At 34.7% G+C, this 18,450-nt stretch carries 19 protein-coding genes; 11 read left to right on the forward strand and 8 right to left on the reverse strand.

Annotation, left to right across the window (positions count from 1 at the left end):
- The first annotated feature begins 5 nt into the window (after positions 1 to 5).
- The 11 genes from C8C85_RS00860 (at position 6) to C8C85_RS00905 (ending at position 9,783) form a co-directional block, all read left to right on the forward strand.
- Positions 6 to 377: a hypothetical protein gene (locus tag C8C85_RS00860; protein ID WP_116795383.1), complete on the forward strand. Its 372-nt coding sequence runs from the start codon at positions 6 to 8 to the stop codon at positions 375 to 377.
- 79 nt (positions 378 to 456) lie between these two features.
- A complete protein-coding gene (locus C8C85_RS00865; RefSeq protein ID WP_116795384.1) occupies positions 457 to 966 on the forward strand; it encodes a hypothetical protein in 510 nt (169 codons plus the stop codon).
- Between the two features lie 279 nt (positions 967 to 1,245).
- Positions 1,246 to 1,572: a transposase gene (locus C8C85_RS18690; RefSeq protein WP_317046330.1), complete on the forward strand. Its 327-nt coding sequence runs from the start codon at positions 1,246 to 1,248 to the stop codon at positions 1,570 to 1,572.
- Positions 1,573 to 1,576: 4 nt separating this feature from the next.
- Positions 1,577 to 1,894: a hypothetical protein gene (locus C8C85_RS18695; RefSeq protein WP_317046331.1), complete on the forward strand. Its 318-nt coding sequence runs from the start codon at positions 1,577 to 1,579 to the stop codon at positions 1,892 to 1,894.
- 447 nt (positions 1,895 to 2,341) lie between these two features.
- A complete protein-coding gene (locus C8C85_RS00875; protein ID WP_116795385.1) occupies positions 2,342 to 2,785 on the forward strand; it encodes a guanylate kinase in 444 nt (147 codons plus the stop codon).
- Between the two features lie 456 nt (positions 2,786 to 3,241).
- The gene (locus C8C85_RS00880; RefSeq protein WP_116795386.1) at positions 3,242 to 4,795 is read left to right on the forward strand and encodes a glycoside hydrolase family 10 protein; all 1,554 of its coding nucleotides are present in this window, start codon (positions 3,242 to 3,244) and stop codon (positions 4,793 to 4,795) included.
- Between the two features lie 69 nt (positions 4,796 to 4,864).
- On the forward strand, positions 4,865 to 6,490 hold the full coding sequence (locus tag C8C85_RS00885; RefSeq protein ID WP_116795387.1) for an MFS transporter: 1,626 nt from the start codon (positions 4,865 to 4,867) through the stop codon (positions 6,488 to 6,490).
- Positions 6,491 to 6,687: 197 nt separating this feature from the next.
- Positions 6,688 to 8,286 (forward strand): glycoside hydrolase family 3 protein, encoded by a 1,599-nt coding sequence (locus tag C8C85_RS00890; protein WP_116795388.1) that lies wholly within the window; start codon positions 6,688 to 6,690, stop codon positions 8,284 to 8,286.
- A gap of 115 nt (positions 8,287 to 8,401) precedes the next feature.
- Positions 8,402 to 9,040, forward strand: coding sequence for a peroxiredoxin (locus tag C8C85_RS00895; protein ID WP_077378516.1), 639 nt, complete (start codon positions 8,402 to 8,404; stop codon positions 9,038 to 9,040).
- A 101-nt stretch (positions 9,041 to 9,141) separates the two neighbouring features.
- A complete protein-coding gene (locus C8C85_RS00900; RefSeq protein ID WP_111410302.1) occupies positions 9,142 to 9,450 on the forward strand; it encodes a thioredoxin family protein in 309 nt (102 codons plus the stop codon).
- 75 nt (positions 9,451 to 9,525) lie between these two features.
- Positions 9,526 to 9,783, forward strand: coding sequence for a DUF6952 family protein (locus C8C85_RS00905; RefSeq protein ID WP_077378508.1), 258 nt, complete (start codon positions 9,526 to 9,528; stop codon positions 9,781 to 9,783).
- 104 nt (positions 9,784 to 9,887) lie between these two features.
- Here C8C85_RS00905 and C8C85_RS00910 read toward each other — a convergent pair whose 3' ends face one another.
- The 8 genes from C8C85_RS00910 to C8C85_RS00945 form a co-directional block, all read right to left on the reverse strand.
- Positions 9,888 to 10,448: an AraC family transcriptional regulator gene (locus C8C85_RS00910; RefSeq protein WP_173504251.1), complete on the reverse strand. Its 561-nt coding sequence runs from the start codon at positions 10,446 to 10,448 to the stop codon at positions 9,888 to 9,890.
- A gap of 64 nt (positions 10,449 to 10,512) precedes the next feature.
- Entirely contained in the window at positions 10,513 to 11,076 is a 564-nt protein-coding gene (locus C8C85_RS00915) for a DUF6642 family protein (RefSeq protein ID WP_116795390.1), read from the reverse strand.
- Between the two features lie 41 nt (positions 11,077 to 11,117).
- The gene (locus tag C8C85_RS00920) at positions 11,118 to 11,747 is read right to left on the reverse strand and encodes an MCP four helix bundle domain-containing protein (RefSeq protein WP_116795391.1); all 630 of its coding nucleotides are present in this window, start codon (positions 11,745 to 11,747) and stop codon (positions 11,118 to 11,120) included.
- Positions 11,748 to 11,945: 198 nt separating this feature from the next.
- Complete coding sequence (locus C8C85_RS00925) at positions 11,946 to 13,583, reverse strand: beta-N-acetylhexosaminidase (RefSeq protein WP_116795392.1); 1,638 nt, start codon at positions 13,581 to 13,583, stop codon at positions 11,946 to 11,948.
- A 38-nt stretch (positions 13,584 to 13,621) separates the two neighbouring features.
- Entirely contained in the window at positions 13,622 to 15,550 is a 1,929-nt protein-coding gene (gene nagB, locus C8C85_RS00930; RefSeq protein WP_116795393.1) for a glucosamine-6-phosphate deaminase, read from the reverse strand.
- 30 nt (positions 15,551 to 15,580) lie between these two features.
- A complete protein-coding gene (locus tag C8C85_RS00935; protein WP_116795394.1) occupies positions 15,581 to 16,408 on the reverse strand; it encodes an amidohydrolase family protein in 828 nt (275 codons plus the stop codon).
- 83 nt (positions 16,409 to 16,491) lie between these two features.
- Entirely contained in the window at positions 16,492 to 17,346 is an 855-nt protein-coding gene (locus C8C85_RS00940; protein ID WP_116795395.1) for a fumarylacetoacetate hydrolase family protein, read from the reverse strand.
- 505 nt (positions 17,347 to 17,851) lie between these two features.
- Complete coding sequence (locus C8C85_RS00945; protein WP_116795396.1) at positions 17,852 to 18,436, reverse strand: lactate utilization protein C; 585 nt, start codon at positions 18,434 to 18,436, stop codon at positions 17,852 to 17,854.
- Between the last annotated feature and the right edge of the window lie 14 nt (positions 18,437 to 18,450).

An 18,450-nucleotide genomic window follows, 5' to 3' on the forward strand; every position in this document is an offset into this window, starting at 1 on the left:
AAACAATGGAATTAATAGGTATAATCAAAGAATACAGTCCTGAATATAAAGGAAAAGAATATGTAAAGTTTAAAACAAAATGTAATTATGATAATAAAGAAAATATTTTAAATTATCTGCAAAATGGAATTCCTATAGCGGTAACAATGCAAGTTGTACAATCCTTAATTAAAGATGATTTAAGTATTATTGGAGGAATAACTTATTTAACAGATGGATATTGGATTTGGCCAAATTATTTAAACTATTATTTTGATAAAGAATCTATTGAATTACCGTCAAAATTTATAGATTTTATTTCTAAAAATAAAACCAGTAAAATATTAAGTGATGAAGAAAAACTAGAGGCTATTAATTTTATTAAAAACAGTTTATAATAAACTATAAATTAATTATTTTAGGATAATCTAACCAAATTTATAGTCCAAATTTTATAAAATAAAAAATAATAAAGTGATGACAGATGCACAAAAAGAAGTTTTAAAATATAAAGATTACCCTGAAGGCAGTGGCTCAAAGCGACATTACGACAGTTTATTTCTTCCGTTTCAAGATTATTTAGTTAAATATTATACTAACCCTGATTTAACAAGTTGGGAAAGGTGGAAAAATAAATACATCGAACTTGCTTTTGATAAGAAAAGACACGATGAAATGATAAAAAACTTTGGATATGCTGAAAAAAAATATTATGATTTTGTAGTTCAAAATAAATTTTATTTGGAATTAATTAATGAAGATAGGATTGGTAATGATACAAAGAAATTTATAGGTTTTTTGGCAGGAGCAGGTTTTTTTAGGAAATATAATTTAACGCTTAAGCAATGGTTTGACATGAAAAATTGGTCAAATCCCAATTTCGAAGAAGCAGAAGATGGGAAAGCCATAAATGAAATATTAAACTATTCCTATGGTGAAAATTATATCAAAACCAGTTTACCGCATTTGCCATTTTGGAATAGATAAAAATTTAAGGATTATTCAAGTTTTACGCACCCGACCCGATCGCGCGGATATATCTCTACCCCCGCTCCGCAAAGTGTAGCTGCTCCGCGAAGTCTCCCGACTTTGCGTTTTTTTTTAAAGCTCTTGAAAGCAAAGAAAATGTCAAAAGTCTCCCGACTTTTCCCGTGAATGTCTTTAGAATTATATGCGTTTCAAATCATTATAAAAAGCTACAAAATAACAAACCCATATTTTTGTAGTTTTTTCTATATTTGAATTATAGGTTAAAAAACTTTTAGAATGAGTCAAGATAATACAACAACCAAAGAAGGCTATGTCATAAGAGATCAAACTTTGCCACATTTTATAACGGCAACAGTTTTCGATTGGATTGATATTTTTACACGAAAAACATATAGAGACACCGTTATTGAGTGTTTAGATTATTGTATCACAAACAAAGCGATGGTTCTTTATGGCTATGTTATTATGAGTAATCATATTCATTTAATTGTTCAATCCAATGATGGTAAACTTTCGGATTTAATACGTGATTTCAAAAAATACATAGCCAACAAAATCTTAGAAAAAATACAAATCGAACCCGAAAGTCGAAGACAAACCTAACGAAGTGGTTCGGCATAGCCAATGGATGTTGGAACGTTTTAAATTGGCTACCGAAAGCCATTCAAGAAACAAAAATTACCAATTTTGGCAATATGGCAACCATCCCGAAGAAATCTATACTAACAAGTTTATGTGGTCAAAGTTGAATTATATTCATCTAAATCCTGTACGTGCAGGAATTGTTGAGAAAGCATCATATTACATTTATTCAAGTGCAAGTAATTATGTAAACGATACAGGATTACTAAAAATAGAAAAAGCAGATAATCCAATTGTCGATGTTTTGAACCCAAATTCTTTTACAAAATTCAATTTGTATTGATTGTATCACTTATTTTATAATTCTGAAATGCTATAAATTACTAAGGTATTCACGGAAAAAGTCGGGAGACTTTTATTATGTTTACTACTATTTAGAAACTTTAAAAAAAGCGCAAAGTCGGGAGACTTTGCGTAGCGGGGCAAATTATTCAATTATGTTGAAGAAGGTAGTTGTGGAGTAATTAGATTTCAATCAAAACAATCAAAAAATGCAATTATTCCAATAGGTGAAGATTTAGTAAAGAAAAATAAATTTCCATTTACAAACCATGGATTTTCATCAGGTAATAAAGGAAGATTAGGTGCACCAGAATGGTTGTTGGATGGATACAATAATTATTTTGAGGATGGAGCCGAATTATGGGAGGTATATAATAATGGTTCTGAAATCTTAAGAGGTATTTATAGTAAAGATTTAAATAAATTTGTTAGTAAATAATTTATGAATATGGAAATTAGAAATGATTGCTACGCTAAATATAGAGGAGGGGAATATAGGTTTTTTGAAAAAGATAATAGTTATAGATTACAGGCAAGCATAAGCCAAAATTTATTAAACCTAGGATTTAAAAAATATACTCAAAAAGAACTTAAAGAAAAGATATATATAGATCTTGACATTAATGAAATTGTTTCGGCTTATCAAGTTTCGACTTATTGCAAATATAAAGGGTTTGTTTTTTTTATAGAGAATTCTTTTGAAGACATTTTTACGTTATTACCGCTAAAAGAAGCTCAAGAGCATTTTAGAGATTTTCCGCATCACGGATATGATCCCAGTTATGAAGCTAAAGAAAATGAAATGGAAGAAATATGGGAAGAACGTAAACCTATTGAGGGATTTGCTTTTGATGTTGAGCCAATTTTTTTTATTAAAAAGAAAGAGACATAATACCCCGATCGCCCCACTCCACGAAGTGTATATCTCTAAAAGCTACGCAAAGTCTCATGACTTTGCGTAGCTTTTTAAAGTTCATCAAAAACCATAAAAATATGCCAAATGTCTCCCGCCTTTTCCCGTGACTAACTTTATTATTAAGTTTTTTTCAAATCATCACAAAAAAGCTTCATCAACACACTCAATCCCTGCCCCAGATAGCAGCGGCAGCCGCGAGAATTGGAACACTATTTTTTACAGCTACTACAGAGCGACCGGCGGAAGCTCCTGGAGTTGCTAGTAAAAAAAAGCGTTCTAATGGAGGGCTATAGTGGATAGCTGGATAAGGCACATTAGTATACTTTTTAGCAATGATGCAAAACAAAAACGGTATGACTAATTTTATTACCAATTAATTTAATAAACTTAGCTAAAAAAACTACTTTTGATTTCTTTATAAAAAGAGTAAAAATGATCTTAAAGAAGTCCCTGTTATTCCCAACTATATATCTCCTGTTTTTTGCTGTAATTGGGCATGCCCAAAAAAGAGAGATGCACCCAAAAAACGAATTTAGAGCCGTTTGGATTGCCACTGTTGTCAATATCGACTGGCCAAAAAGCAGTATGGATTCGGTGGAGAAACAAAAGGCTGATTTTATCGACATTTTGGACACCTATCAAAAACTCAATTACAATGCAGTAATTGTCCAAATTCGTTCTGTGGGTGATGCGTTATATCCAACGATACTTGCGCCTTGGTCCCGTTACCTGACAGGAAGGGAAGGAAAAGCACCAAACCCAAATTATGACGTACTCGAATGGATGATTACCGAAGCCCATGCACGTGGTTTTGAATTCCACGCCTGGCTGAATCCCTACCGTGCGACTTTCGACTTGAAAACCGAAACCTTAAGTCCAACCCACGATTATTACAAACATCCCGAATGGATGATTGAATATGGTGGCAAATACTATTACAACCCTGCCCTGCCCGAAGTGCAGCAACACCTAACATCGATTGTTGAAGAAGTGGTGATAAAATACGATATTGACGCCATACACTTTGATGATTATTTTTATCCTTACAAAATAAAAGGAATCGAATTTAATGACGCTGCTTCCTATCAAAAGTTTGGAAACGGACTTTCCCTTGCGGATTGGAGACGTTCCAATGTGACTACTTTTGTCAAAAATATTTCTTCCAGCATCAAAAAACTAAAGCCATGGGTACAATTTGGTATTAGCCCGTTTGGGGTTTGGCGCAACAAATCGGTTGACCCAAAAGGTTCCGATACATCTTCAGGACAAACCAATTATGACGACCTATACGCAGATCCTGTTGATTGGATGAACAACAACTGGATTGATTATATCGTACCGCAATTGTACTGGAGCATTGACCATAAAACGGCTTCGTATGCCAAATTAATGAAATGGTGGTCTGAAAATGTGCCAAGCAACACCGCATTGTATGTCGGGAACAGCACCTACAAAATCAAAGCCGATTCTGATAAACACTGGAATAATAAATTCGAAATTCCGAATCAAATTGACCTTACCCGTTCTTATCCTAACGTGCAGGGAAATGGATTTTTTAGTGCCAAATGGTTTATGAACAAAAATATGGATGTGGTCAAAGTACTTCAAGAGTATGAATACAAATATCCAGCATTGCCATTGCCGGTTCCTAATTTCAAAAAGGCAATTACAGAAACACTCGCTATCAATTCCATCACAAAGGACACAGCCAATTATTATATCTCTTTTCAGAAACCAAAATTGCTGTCAAAAGTTAGATATATAGTGGTGTACGGTGCCAAAGATGCTTCTAAAATAAACATAAATGATGCGTCACAAATTCTGGATAAAATTGCTGTCACAGAAGAAAATGAAGGCTTCAGCATCGAAGTGCCCGATTATAAAATGATTGGCAAAACGGCCTTTGCTTTTACTTTCGTGGATTATTATGCCAACGAAAGTCCTGAGACCATAATCGATTTACAAGTAGAAACGCAAACTAAATAAGAATTGGTTTAACGAACTAAACCTTTTAAACTTTTAAACTTTTAAACTTTTTTAAACCCACTTTAACAAATGAAAGACAACAAACCTTGGTATTGGATTCCGTTTTTAAATTTTGCTTCGGGATTCCCGTATGCAATTATTCTTTCTGTTTCAGGAACTATGTATAAAAGCCTTGGTGTTAGCAATGAAGATATTGGAGTATATACAAGCTTAATGTATTTACCTTGGGTAATCAAACCGCTTTGGAGTCCTTTTATTGACTTACACGGAACCAAACGAAACTGGTTTTTAAGTATGCAATTATTTATTTCGATTGCCTTTTTAATAGTAGGTTTTATTATTCCTGCCAGTAATTTCTTCATATTGAGTTTAGCTATCTTTTGGGTAGCTGCCTTTGCTTCGGCATCCAATGATGTGGCGAGCGATGGCTTTTATATGTTGGCTCTAGAAAAAGAACAACAATCTTTCTTTCTAGGAATTCGAAGTACATTTTATAAAATTGCAATACTAACAGGAAATGGATTAGTTGTGATTTTAGCAGGATATCTGGAAATTGCATACGGAGACAAACATAAAGCCTGGTCATACACAATGATATTTGTAGCTATTTTTATGATTGCTATTACCATTTATAATTTCTTTTTTACTCCAAAAACAGAAACTAATGGAGAATTAGAAACTAAAACAAAACCCAATTTCAGCAAAGTTTTCGCTACTTTTTTTCAAAAAAAACAAATAGTTCTGATATTGGCATTTATTTTACTATTCCGATTAGGAGAATCTCAATTATTAAAAATGCTTAATCCTTTTTTAGTAGAACCTATTAAGTATGAATTAGATGAATCCGCAGCAAATATAAAACAAAAAGCAGCGTTGCAATCTTATTATTCTATCATCAAAAATGGAGGAGAATCATCTAAAACCGAATTAGAATTAATCTATTCTGAATTACCAATATTAGCTGTAATGCAAAATGAAAAAACAGCATTAGATTTAAAAAAAATACCTAAAGATGATGTCACAACATATAATGATGTAATGTCAAAAAGAACAAAGTTTATTGATGAATTAATTAAGGAAAAAGGTAATTCCGATGCCATTCCTAAAAAAGGTATGGGTATATCCAATATGGACTATGGAATTATTTATGGTATTTTTGGGGTTATTGCACTAGTTGTTGGAGGGTTAATTGGAGGCTTTGTAATATCAAGAGATGGATTAGGAAAATGGATGCTTCCAATGATTTTAGCAATGCACTTACCTATTATTGGATTCATTTTGATTTCTCATTTTCATCCTGAAATTATTTTTAATATGAACCTTCCCTATATTGAATATTCTTTAGATCCTTTTTACTTAAACCTGACCTCTTCAGTTTTTCATTACAATCCATACGTAGTCCTTTCAGTAGTGATAGAACAATTCGGATACGGTTTTGGTTTTGCGGCCTTTATGATGTATTTAATTTACGTAGCCGATGGCGAATCAAAAACTTCACATTATTCCATAGCTACAGGTTTTATGGCTCTGGGAATGATGCTTCCAGGAATGCTAAGCGGTTACATTCAGCAATATTTAGGATACGGAAACTTCTTTATCTGGGTATTTTGTGCCACAATTCCGGGTTTAATTTTATCTCAATTTCTAAAGTATCCAGCTGATTTTGGAAAGAAAGTTGAAGAAAAGAAAGTTTAAATTCACACAAAATTATTATTTTATTTTCTCGCAAAGTCGCAAAGACGCAAAAGAGAAAACACTAACATAAATTTGAATTTTAATAATAACATTTTATCTATTTAAGAACATTGATAGCCGTTTCATTTTGCGTCTTTGCGACTTTGCGAGCATCAATTTCAAAATTCTTAAAAGTGAGGAACTTATAAAAGACTAAAATGACACTAGAACAAAAAATAGGACAATTCTTTTTTCCTGCCGTTTTCATCAACGACACGGAAGAGAATATTCAGGAAACGGAACGGTTAATCAAGGAACATAACATTGGTGGATTGACGTTTTTTCATAGCAGAGCCAGTGCGGCTACCAACTATGAGAGCAAGAAAAAAGTAGAATTCAATGACGATAGCTATCAACGTTTGAAAGACCTGATTGTACGTTATCAAAAATGTGCCACCACTCCCCTATTGATGAGTATTGATGCCGAATGGGGCTTGGCCATGCGGGTAGAAAAAACACCGCAATATCCCTATGCCATTACCCTTGGCGCATTACCAGAAAGGAAAATCGACTTGGTGTACCAAGTGGGAAAACAAATTGCATTGGACTTAAAATCGGCGGGGATTCACTACAATTTGGCTCCATTGGCCGATATCAATAACAACCCTAACAATCCGGTGATTGGGTACCGTTCTTTTGGTTCCAACAAAGAAAAAGTGGCACAGTATGCTTTGGAATACCTTCGAGGAATGTCGGATGTTGGAATTTTAGGCTGTTTGAAACACTTCCCAGGACACGGAAATACCAATGTGGATTCCCATTTGGGCTTACCTATTTTAGAGGAAAATTTAGAGCAATTGCTCGAAAATGAATTGGTTCCATTTAAAAAAGGGATCGAAAACCAAGTTGATTCCATTATGATTGGTCATTTGGCTGTTCCCGCTTTGAACGACGGAAAGGAAACTTCGGCAACCTTATCCAAAAACATTATTGAATCTCTTTTGCGCGAACGATTGGGCTATGATGGTTTGGTTATTTCGGATGCTTTGAATATGCATAGTGTTTCCAAATTATATGATGTTAAAGGCCAACTGGAATGGGAAGCTTTCAACGCAGGAAACGACGTCCTTTGTTTTGCCGAAAACGTAGCCGAAGGGATTCAGGAAATATTAAAAAATGCAAGTCCGGAGCGAATCGAGGCTAGTTTGAACCGCATTATGAAATGCAAACAAAAAGCGGGTCTTTTTGACGAAAATCCAAGTCCTGCTGCTGATTTTGACTTTAAAATCACTTCGGAATTGAATCGAAAAATAGCCGATTATTGCATTACCGACCTCAAGGACAACAACAGTTCTGTGGTTCTTTTTGATGCCAAAAACAGGGAACGTCTGGCTAAATTGAGTATTTACAAACCTATCGATAATCCATTTTTTAAAACCTTAGGTCCCATCTTGCCATCCCCTGAATATGCGATTGAAAATGCCAATGACTTAATTGACACAACACTCGTAGAAGATCTAAAACCATTTGACACCATACTTATTTCTTTGTTTGTTCCCAAAGCAAAACCTTTGAATAAATTCGATCTGGAAGATTCAGTTTTGGAATTTTTAGGACAATTGTTTCAAACCAAAAAATGCATTCTTTATGTTTTTGGAAACCCATATGCTTTGCAAGTAATCCCAAATTTGCAACACACCAACGGAATTGTGGAGATGTACCAAGATTTTGTGGAATTTCAGGAAAGTGCTGCTGAACAATTATTGGAAGACAAAAAAGGAAAAGGAAGCTTACCGGTTTCAATCACAGGTACTTAACAATTATCAATAACCAAACACTATCACTAAATAAATATTAATAATCAAAATTTATTTAAAACACCTTTTTATATCTATTATATTTGCGGCATAAAATAACTTTAAAACTAAAAAAATGTCATTAGTAGGTAAAAAATTCCCAAGTATTGCAGTAGACGCTATTTCAGAAATGGGTGATAATTTAAAAATCAACATTTTCGAGGAAGCTACAAAAAACAACAAAAAAGTACTTTTGTTTTGGTACCCAAAAGATTTCACTTTTGTATGTCCAACAGAATTACACGCTTTCCAAGCTGCTTTACCGGAATTTGAAAAAAGAAACACAATCGTAATTGGAGCTTCTTGTGATACTAACGAAGTACACTTTGCTTGGTTAAATACTCCAAAAAACAACGGTGGAATTGAAGGTGTAACTTACCCAATTCTTGCAGATACAAACAGAAACTTAGCTAACATTTTAGGAATTCTTGACATCGAATCTACTAGCTACAGCGAAGATACAGATTCAGTTATTATCGAAGGATCAAACGTAACTTACAGAGCTACTTACTTAATTGACGAGACTGGAAAAATCTTCCACGAAAGCGTTAATGATATGCCTTTAGGACGTAACGTAAACGAATATTTACGTATGGTTGATGCTTATACTCACATTCAAGTAAAAGGTGAAGTTTGTCCTGCAAACTGGGAAGCTGGTAAAGAAGCAATGAATGCTGACAGAAAAAGTACTGCTGAATATTTAAGTCTTAACTAATTTAAAAAAGACACTAAGCTACTAAGTCGCTAAGATTCTGAGTTTTTTTTGAACTTAGGAACTTAGAGACTTAGAATCTTAGCAACTTAAAATAAAAATCTATGTTAATCGAATTAAACGAAGATACGTTAGGGGCTTTAATAGCACAAAACGAAAAAGTGGTGGTTCAATATTCAGCCTCATGGTGCGGAAATTGCAGAATCATGAAACCAAAATTCAAAAAATTGGCTTCAGAAAATGATGGAATTTCATTTGTTTTGGTAGATGCCGAGAATTCTCCAGAATCCAGAAAACTAGCCAACGTAAGCAATTTGCCTACTTTCGCCACTTTCGTAAATGGAAAATTGGTAAACGAAACCCAAACCAACAAACAAGAAGTTTTAATCGAATTGGTTAATGAAATTGTTTAAATCAATCATTGGAATTTTAGACCGTTAGATTTTTGAATCTTTTATCTAAAAATCCAGCAATCTAAAAATCTAAAAATGAAGTTACCCGTAATAAAACACCTGACCCAGTTCATCGAGGAAAACGATCAGGATTACATCATTGAAACCATCGAAGTATTGGAAGCCATGACCGAAATTCCCTCATTGAAAGATGAAGAATTGGACGTCATCGGAGAATTGATTTCAAACATGTATGGCGCCATTGAAGTCCACAAAATGGTACAACAAGGCACCGACAAAAAAGAAGCCCTAAACACTTTCATGAAAAGAGTTCTCGGGTCAATCGATAAATAAAATCGTTTCTTAAGTTGATACAAACGCATTCCGTAATGGGCTGCGTTTTTTTTGTTTAAAACACATTTAGAACAAAAAATTGCCGCAAACTTTCATTAACAACATCAAACTTCATCCAAAGATTTTCTTCCTCCTAATCGTATGTTTTTAAAATGACTTGGCGAAAGCCCTGTGACTTTCTTAAATTGATTGCTCAAGTGGGCAACACTGGAATAATTCAACTGGAAAGCAATTTCACCCAAAGACAATTCTTTATAAGCCAATAATTCTTTTACTCTTTCGATTTTCTGGGCGATAAAGTATTTCTCAATAGTTGTTCCTTCAATTTCGGAGAAAAGATTGGAAAGATAAAAATAGTCGTGATACACGTTTTGCACCAAGTAATCCGATAAAGTTATTTTTAAGTCATTGTTTTGCTCATGGATCAATTCAATGATTAAGGATTTTATTTTTTCAATATATCGGCTTTTTTTATCATCGATTAATTCAAAACCCAATTCTTTGAGTACAAGATCCAATCGTTCTTTTTCTGAGGCATCCAAATCTTTTTCAATGGTTACTTCTCCCAATTCAATATTGAGTGGAGTTATGCCGAGTTTTTCCAATTCTGCTTTGACAACCATTTTGCAACGGTTGCAAACCATATTTTTGATATAAAGAATCATTATTGTTGAAGTTTATAATACAAAGATACTTCAAAAGGGATGTTCATTTTTCCGAAGTCATTAACTAATAATACAGCCTAAAATCCAACAACTTACATAGAGCATAGTGCTTTTGATATAATTTTTCCACAATTTCCACTACATCATCATATTCTTGGCATAAACTAAAGAAAGCCTTGTCTATCGTACTGCAACTAGCTATTTTATTATATTTCGCACCATAACCCGAAACAGCGTATGCTCCCGTAATATCTAAGAAGTATTGTGCTTCTTCTACGTCTAAGTCCAATATTTTTGCATTGGCAAAATGGATGATTTTGCCTTTCATTTTGCCTTCAAAAATTTCGGCTATTTCTTCTATACTGTAGTAATAATTATTAAGGCAAATGCTGTTTTCCTTTCCAGGCATTACCAAATATATGATTTCGTAATCGGTAAAATTATGGTCATGATAAAGTAATGCATTCAAACTGTCTTCTAATCCTTCAATGGTGTCACAGGTTTTATAAATGCTTGCTATACCTTGTTCTATCGCTAACTGTTCCAGATTTTTAACCACTTCGGTAGTGGTACGTATCTCTACATCGGGAACAGCTTCGAGGCAGAAAATGAATTGGTCGCAATCCATGAAATTGAGTTTTTGCAGTTGCGTTATTTTACCCGTTGTCGTTAATTCATACTTGGAGATTCCGGTATTTTAACTCGAATCTTTTTTTTCTTTGCGAGTAGCAAATATAATGCGAAACTGCCTAAAACCACCAATAAAGCAATTTGAAGTTCACACCAGGTCGTGTTATCCCTGTGAATGGAATTGGAGCTTTCCAGTTTGGTTTTAGCTTCATTAATCTGGATTTGTGATAACAATTTTAGCGTTTTCAAGGCCTGGTCACCGGATTCGATCACTTGAACCCAGTTATTGTTTTGCGACTCTATTTCAATAGCTGAGCAAGAAGCCAAAAAGGACACAAAGGATGTTTTTTCTTTGGGAGTCAAAAATGTATTCAAATACAATTTGTCAATTTTATGAATACGTTGTATGGCAGACGCGATAGCAGCTTTTTTTTGCAAGTCATTAAATTCACTTTGTAGAGCCTTTGCTTTTATGGAATAAAGTTCATTGTCATACTGAAAGATGTAGTGAGCAACCACCAATCGGTCATTATAGAGTGCATTGATATTTTCGTTTGCTTTTTGGGAGTTTTGCAGTCTGATAAAATTGCTAATTAATATAATAACCATAACAATCAGCAAAACAATTGCAGCTTTGGTTTTATTGCTGGATTTTTTTAAATCATTCATATCCCTATTTTTTAGTATGCAATATAAACCATTGGCTTGAATTTATTACAGTAACTAAAGTGATTTCTGAAAAGCATTGCATCCATAAAAAAACTATCTGCATGACAAAATTCAAAAAAGGGCCTGACTTTTTAAATGTCAAACCCTTTTTTTAACTAACAAACTTTTAAAACAATGCTCTTTTTTATTTATTCAACATTACTCTTTTTCTTTAAAATAATTCGCGCCCCACAAACTGTATCTTTTTTTCTGGGTTTTTATTTTTGTTTGAAAATCGGACCAGTTCTTGTTTTCTTTTGGAGACCACAAAACTTCGCTTAATGCACTCAAGCGTGGGAAAATCATGTACTCCACTTTGGCAGGATTTTGCATGTATTCTGTCCAAACATTTCCTTGGGCTCCCAAAACATACTTAGCTTCTTGTTCATTCAATTCCTTTGGAACTGGCTCATAACTGTAGATTTTTTCTAAGTCCGTAAAACCACCAATGGTAACTTCCTTTTCATTTTTGGTTTGGGAATGATCTAAATAAACGTGACTTCCTGGAGTCATAATTACTTGATGTTTATCTCGTGCTGCTGTTATTCCGCCAGCTTCTCCTCTCCAACTCATTACAATTGCATTTGGTGCAAGGCCACCTTCTAGAATTTCATCCCAGCCTATTAATGTTCTTCCTTTGCCATTAATATATTTTTCCATTCTTTGGATGAAATAACTTTGAAGTTCATGCTCGTCTTTCAATCCTTTTTCTTTTATCATCTTTTGACAAAACTCACTTCTTTTCCAATCATCTTTAGGAGATTCGTCTCCACCAACATGAATGTATTTTGAAGGGAATAATGTCACCACCTCATCGATAACATCTTCCAAAAATTTAAATGTATATTCAGTTGGAGCATACACATCCGTAAAAACACCCCATGTTTCCTGAACAATTTTAGTTTTTCCGTTTGCCAATTCTTGTTTGCTCTTATCCGAAATCATTTTATCTGAAAGTTGGGTTTTCTCTTCTGGAAAACAACTCAACTGTGGATAAGCGGCAATGGCAGCGCTACTGTGTCCCGGCATTTCGATTTCTGGGATTACCGTAATAAAACGATCAGAAGCATATTTTACAATATCTTTAATTTCTTCTTGAGTGTAAAATCCTCCTTCTGGAGTATTATCGCTTCCTGTACCTGGGTAATGGCCAATAATGGATCCATTTCTTTTGGAACCTATTTCGGTAAGTTTAGGGTATTTTTTTATTTCGATTCTCCATCCCTGATCTTCGGTTAGGTGCCAATGAAAATAATTCATTTTATGGAAAGCCAAATAATCGATGTATTTTTTAACAAAAGCAACTGGGAAAAAGTGACGCCCAACATCCAGCATAGCACCTCTATACACAAAACGAGGTTCGTCTTTCACATCTACTGATGCAATTGTAAGACTATTGCTTTTTTCAACAGGCAACAATTGAATCAATGTTTGCATTCCGTAGAAAGTACCAATTGGCGAATTTCCATTAATTACAACACCTTTATCATCTGATTTTAAACTATAGCCTTCGCTTTTTAGTCCCTCGGCGTGCTTGCCACTTTTCAACTTAATGGAGTTTTTATCAGCTTTTTTAACTATCGGCAATTCAAAACCATAGTAATCCAATAAATATTTATTCAAGAAAGCCGCTGTAGACTTATCCTCTTTAATGGTAACAACCAAACTTGTTTTAGTGTTAATTACAAAATCCCCTGTGTTTCTGGTAACTTGTACTGGCTGGGGAATGATATTTACTTCCTGTGCAAACGACAATGCGCTGCATAAAAGAAGTGAAACGATAAATGATCTAACCATGATTATATTTTAATTTATTTATTACTATTGAATTTTTACTAATATTCCCATCTAACAAAGGCCTCCATAGCCGCGTACGTGGCAAGTCCCAGTTGTTGATAAAACATGGCGGTCTCTCTATTTCTGTCTTCGGCCCTTTGCCAGAATTCCCTAGCATCGGATCCTTGGAAAACCACACCATCTTTTTGGGATTGGTGCTTGAATATTCCCTGTCTTTTTTCCAATACCTGATCCGGGCTCATCGGCACAGCCATCTCGATCTCATCGATTCCCCATTCCTGCCAAGCACCTCTGTAAAGCCAAACCCAGCAATCTTTCATAAAATCTTTTGGTTTAAGGCGTCTGGTGGCTTCAAAAATGGCGTCCAAACACACTTTGTGTGTACCGTGCGGATCCGCCAAATCACCGGCCGCATAGATTTGATGCGGTTTTATCTTTTCGATAAGATTCATGGTTAATTGGATGTCCTCTTCTCCCAAAGGTCTTTTCTCAATGGTTCCCGTTTCATAGAAAGGAAGCTCCATAAAATGAATTTGTTCGTCTGGCAAACCTACAAAGTGAGCCGTTGCTCGGGCTTCTCCTTTTCTGATTAGCCCTTTCAAGTATCGAACTTCCGGAATGTCTATTTTACTGACTTTTTTGTTTTTAAGAAAAGCTTCGGCCTTTTTATAGATGTCCTCCGCTTCAGTACTTTGTATTGCAAATTTTTCATTGTAATCACAAACAAAACGTGCAAATCGCAAGGCTTCATCATCGGCAACGGCAATATTTCCAGAGGTTTGATAAGCTACATGCACTTCATGTCCCTGCTGTTGCAGTCTCATGAAAGTCCCTCCCATACTAATGATGTCATCATCTGGATGCGGGCTGAAAATCAGTACTCTTTTTCTGGATGGTTCTGCTCTTTCGGGTCTGTTGGAATCATCTGCATTGGGTTTTCCTCCAGGCCATCCGGTAATCGTATTCTGTAATTTGTTGAATATTTTGATATTGATGTCGTACGCTGGACCTGAATCGGCCAATAAATCGCTCATTCCGTTTTCGATGTAATCCGCATCGGTAAGCATCAGAATTGGCTTTTTTAAATGAAGGGCCAACCCTAATACTGCTTTTCGAATCAATTTGTCGGTCCACACAATTTTTTCAACCAACCAAGGAGTGTTGATTCTGGTCAATTTTGAGGAAGCTTCTTTGTCCAAAACAAAAAGGGCATTTTTGTGCTCCTGCAAAAAGGAAGCCGGTATTTGATTGGTCACTGTACCTTCTACAGAGGCTTTGATGATGTTCGATTTTCCTTCGCCCCAAGCCATTAAAATAACTTGTTTGGCTTCCATTATTTTTTTAACACCTAATGTGATTGCTGTTCTTGGAGTATTGCTTAACCCTTTGAAATCGCCACTTGCTGCCACTCTCGTGATATGATCCAATGCGACCAATCTCGTTTTGGAATTCTGCAACGAACCCGATTCATTGAATCCGATATGACCGTTACCGCCAATTCCCAGAATCTGCAAATCAATGCCTCCCAAAGCCTCTATTTTGGCTTCATAATCGGCGCAATAATCCGCGATTTCCTCTTTTGACAAAGTTCCGTCGGGAATATGGACGTTTTCAGGTAAAATATCAACCTGGTTAAACAGCAATTCTTTCATAAAACGCACATAGCTGTTTATGGAATCCGGTTCCATTGGGTAATACTCATCCAAATTGAATGAAATCACATTTTTGAAACTCAGTCCTTCTTCTTTGTGCAAACGAACCAATTCAGCGTACAACCCTTTTGGGGAAGAACCCGTTGCCAATCCCAATACGCAGGATTGGTTGTTTTCCTGTTTTAGTTGGATAAGATTTGCTATTTCTTTTGCAACAGCCACCGAAGCCGAAGTTGAGTTGTCAAAAACTACGGTGTTGATGTTCTCAAATCTTTTTTCAAATCCCGTCGACTTATCTATATTGCTTTTTAACATTTTTTGATTTATTATGATACTGTTTTTTATTTATAAATTATAAAATTCTATTGCATTTCCTCCCCAGAATTTATCTTGTTGTTCCGTTGAAAATTTCGAAAAATAATGCACTAAAATCTCGCAAGATTGCTCATAGGATGCAGCAAGTAAACTTACTGGCCAATCACTACCAAAAAGCAAACGATTTACTCCAAAAGCTTCTGTAACGACATCCAGACAATAGGTAAAATCCGATTCTTTCCAGCTGTGCCAATCGGTTTCAGTAACTAAACCTGATACTTTACAAAATACATTTGGACAATTTGCAATTTCACGAATTCCTTTTTCCCAAAGAGAAAAATCAGATTGCTTAAAGTCTGGTTTTGCCAAATGATCTATCACAAAAGACTGTTGTGGAAAGCGTTTTACCAATTCAACAGCATAAGGCAAATGCGTGGGAAAAATCAATAAATCATAGGTGAAATTATATTTTGCCAATTTTGATATTCCCGCACAAAAATCATCTCTTAACAAAAAATCATCTTCGGGTTCTGCCTGCACTATATGACGAAAACCTTTCAGCTTTTTATATTGTGAAAAATATCGTAATCGATCTTCTAAATTTTCAGATCTAAGATCAATCCATCCCACAACTCCTTTGATCCAATCATTTGCGGAGGCCAATTCCAATAGAAAATGAGTTTCTTCTTCACTTTGATCTGCCTGAACAGCCACACAGCCATCGATACTATTCTCTTGTAGCAATGAATGTAAATCTAAGGGCAAAAAATCCCGTTGAAGTATCTTCATATCATCATTAATCCAAGAATCTTTTACCGGATGAAATTTCCAAAAATGCTGATGACTGTCAATTTTCATAAATAACTACAATTATATTTTAATGAATATGAAATGCGTCTACTATAACTTCCAATACAAGAATGTATTTTTACAACCGTAATTTATTTACTGTAAGCTACAGCCAATTGTTTACTTGACCCTAATCCTTCCATTCCTAATTCAATCTCATCTCCTGCTTTGATGTAAATAGGCTCTGGTTTAATTCCCAAACCAACTCCTGGAGGAGTTCCCGTACTGATTACATCACCTGGAAGCAAAGTCATAAACTGGCTTAAATAATGTACTAAAAAAGGAATTTTGAAAACCAAATTAGATGTATTACTGCTTTGGAATATTTTTCCATTAACCGTTAACCACATTCGTAAATTGTTGACATCTACAATTTCATCTTGTGTTGCCAAAAAGGGCCCAAGTGGAGCAAATGTGTCACATCCTTTTCCTTTGGCCCATTGTCCGCCACGTTCTATTTGAAAAGCTCTTTCACTGTAATCATTATGCAAACAGTATCCAGCCACATAATCCAGAGCATCAGCCTCTTCCACATAACTCGCTTTTTTGCCTATCACAAAAGCCAATTCGATTTCCCAATCTGTTTTTTCGCTGTTTTTTGGTATAATAACATCATCATTTGGACCACATAAAGCAGTAGTTGATTTGAAAAAAATTATCGGTTCTTCCGGAATTGGAGCATTGGTTTCAAGGCAATGGTCCACATAGTTTAACCCGATACATATAATTTTTGAAGGTCTGGCTACCGGAGATCCCAATCGAACGGCTGCATCTACTTCCGGTAAAACAGGATTGCTTTCCAACGCTTTCTTTAATTTTTCCAATCCATTATTTTCAAAAAATGCTTCATTGTAATCAGTTACAATTGATGAAACATCAAATCTTTTTTCACCGATTAAAATACCTGGTTTTTCCTTTCCGACTTCTCCAAAACGTATTAGTTTCATTTTCTTGCTATTATTATATTATACTTAGTTGTTGCCTATATTATACTGTAAATCAATCACTCTTTATACGCCCTTTCAATCAAGAAGCTTTATTTTGAAAGCTATAAATTTTAGTAAATCGTTTTAGAAAATTATTTAAAATTTACTCTCTCTTTTCCTATTTATTTCCATCATTATTAAGGCTAAAAAATAATTCCTAAAATTACATGGATATTGGCATAAAAACAATTCGATTCAATCAAAACTACTGGCAGAATCTATTTTACCTCAACCTATTCTTGTAATCTATCTTATATTTATGTGGTCAAATTCAAAACAATTAATACCGCATATTTTTTACTAAAATTATACTACTTTGAAACTCTAAAGATATAATGACTAAATTATATTTACTAACTCAATATTATCTTTATTTAATTCTTATTTATCCACAATTCTAAAAATAAGTCTTTCCGGACTATTATAACTTAATCCACAAGACTAACCTATTGACTTACATTTATTTTTATTCAACAACATAAACCGTTGCACTTCTTGCTCCGTGTGCACCAATCACTAGTGACTGTTCAATATCGGCTGTTTTAGAGGGTCCAGCTATAAATACCCCAAAGCCTTCTCGTGCTACCTCTATTTTTTCGTAAGCTTGATGCAAAGTTGCCACAATATTTTTTTTATCAATAACCAAAACCAAATGCTGACAAATAAAAGGAACAAGTCTGTTTATCATTTGGCTTTCATAAATCCATACAGCACCATTTTCTGCCACTCCAACAGTTCCCTCGATATAAGCTTTATCAACTTTTTCCAATTCGATTGCCGTTAAAGAAGCAACATGATTATCAACATCTCCAAGGGCTGCTATCGTATTCACTATAAAACTTCCGGTTGATCTATTAGTATCTAACTGCTCTTTTAGCACAGCTGTATTTGAAATCAATTCCACTTTTCCTCCGATGCTTTCCAATACTGTTTTAAATTGCGCATACAGATCCTCATAACGAATAACAGAGGCCCTATCTATTACAGGAAGCGAAACCAATTCAGGTTGATTAGCCGCTATGGCATTCAAAATATTTTCCCTTACACTCATATTCTTTCGTTGTC

This window comes from Flavobacterium sp. 103 (genome assembly GCF_003096795.1).
In the GTDB taxonomy this organism is placed as follows: domain Bacteria; phylum Bacteroidota; class Bacteroidia; order Flavobacteriales; family Flavobacteriaceae; genus Flavobacterium.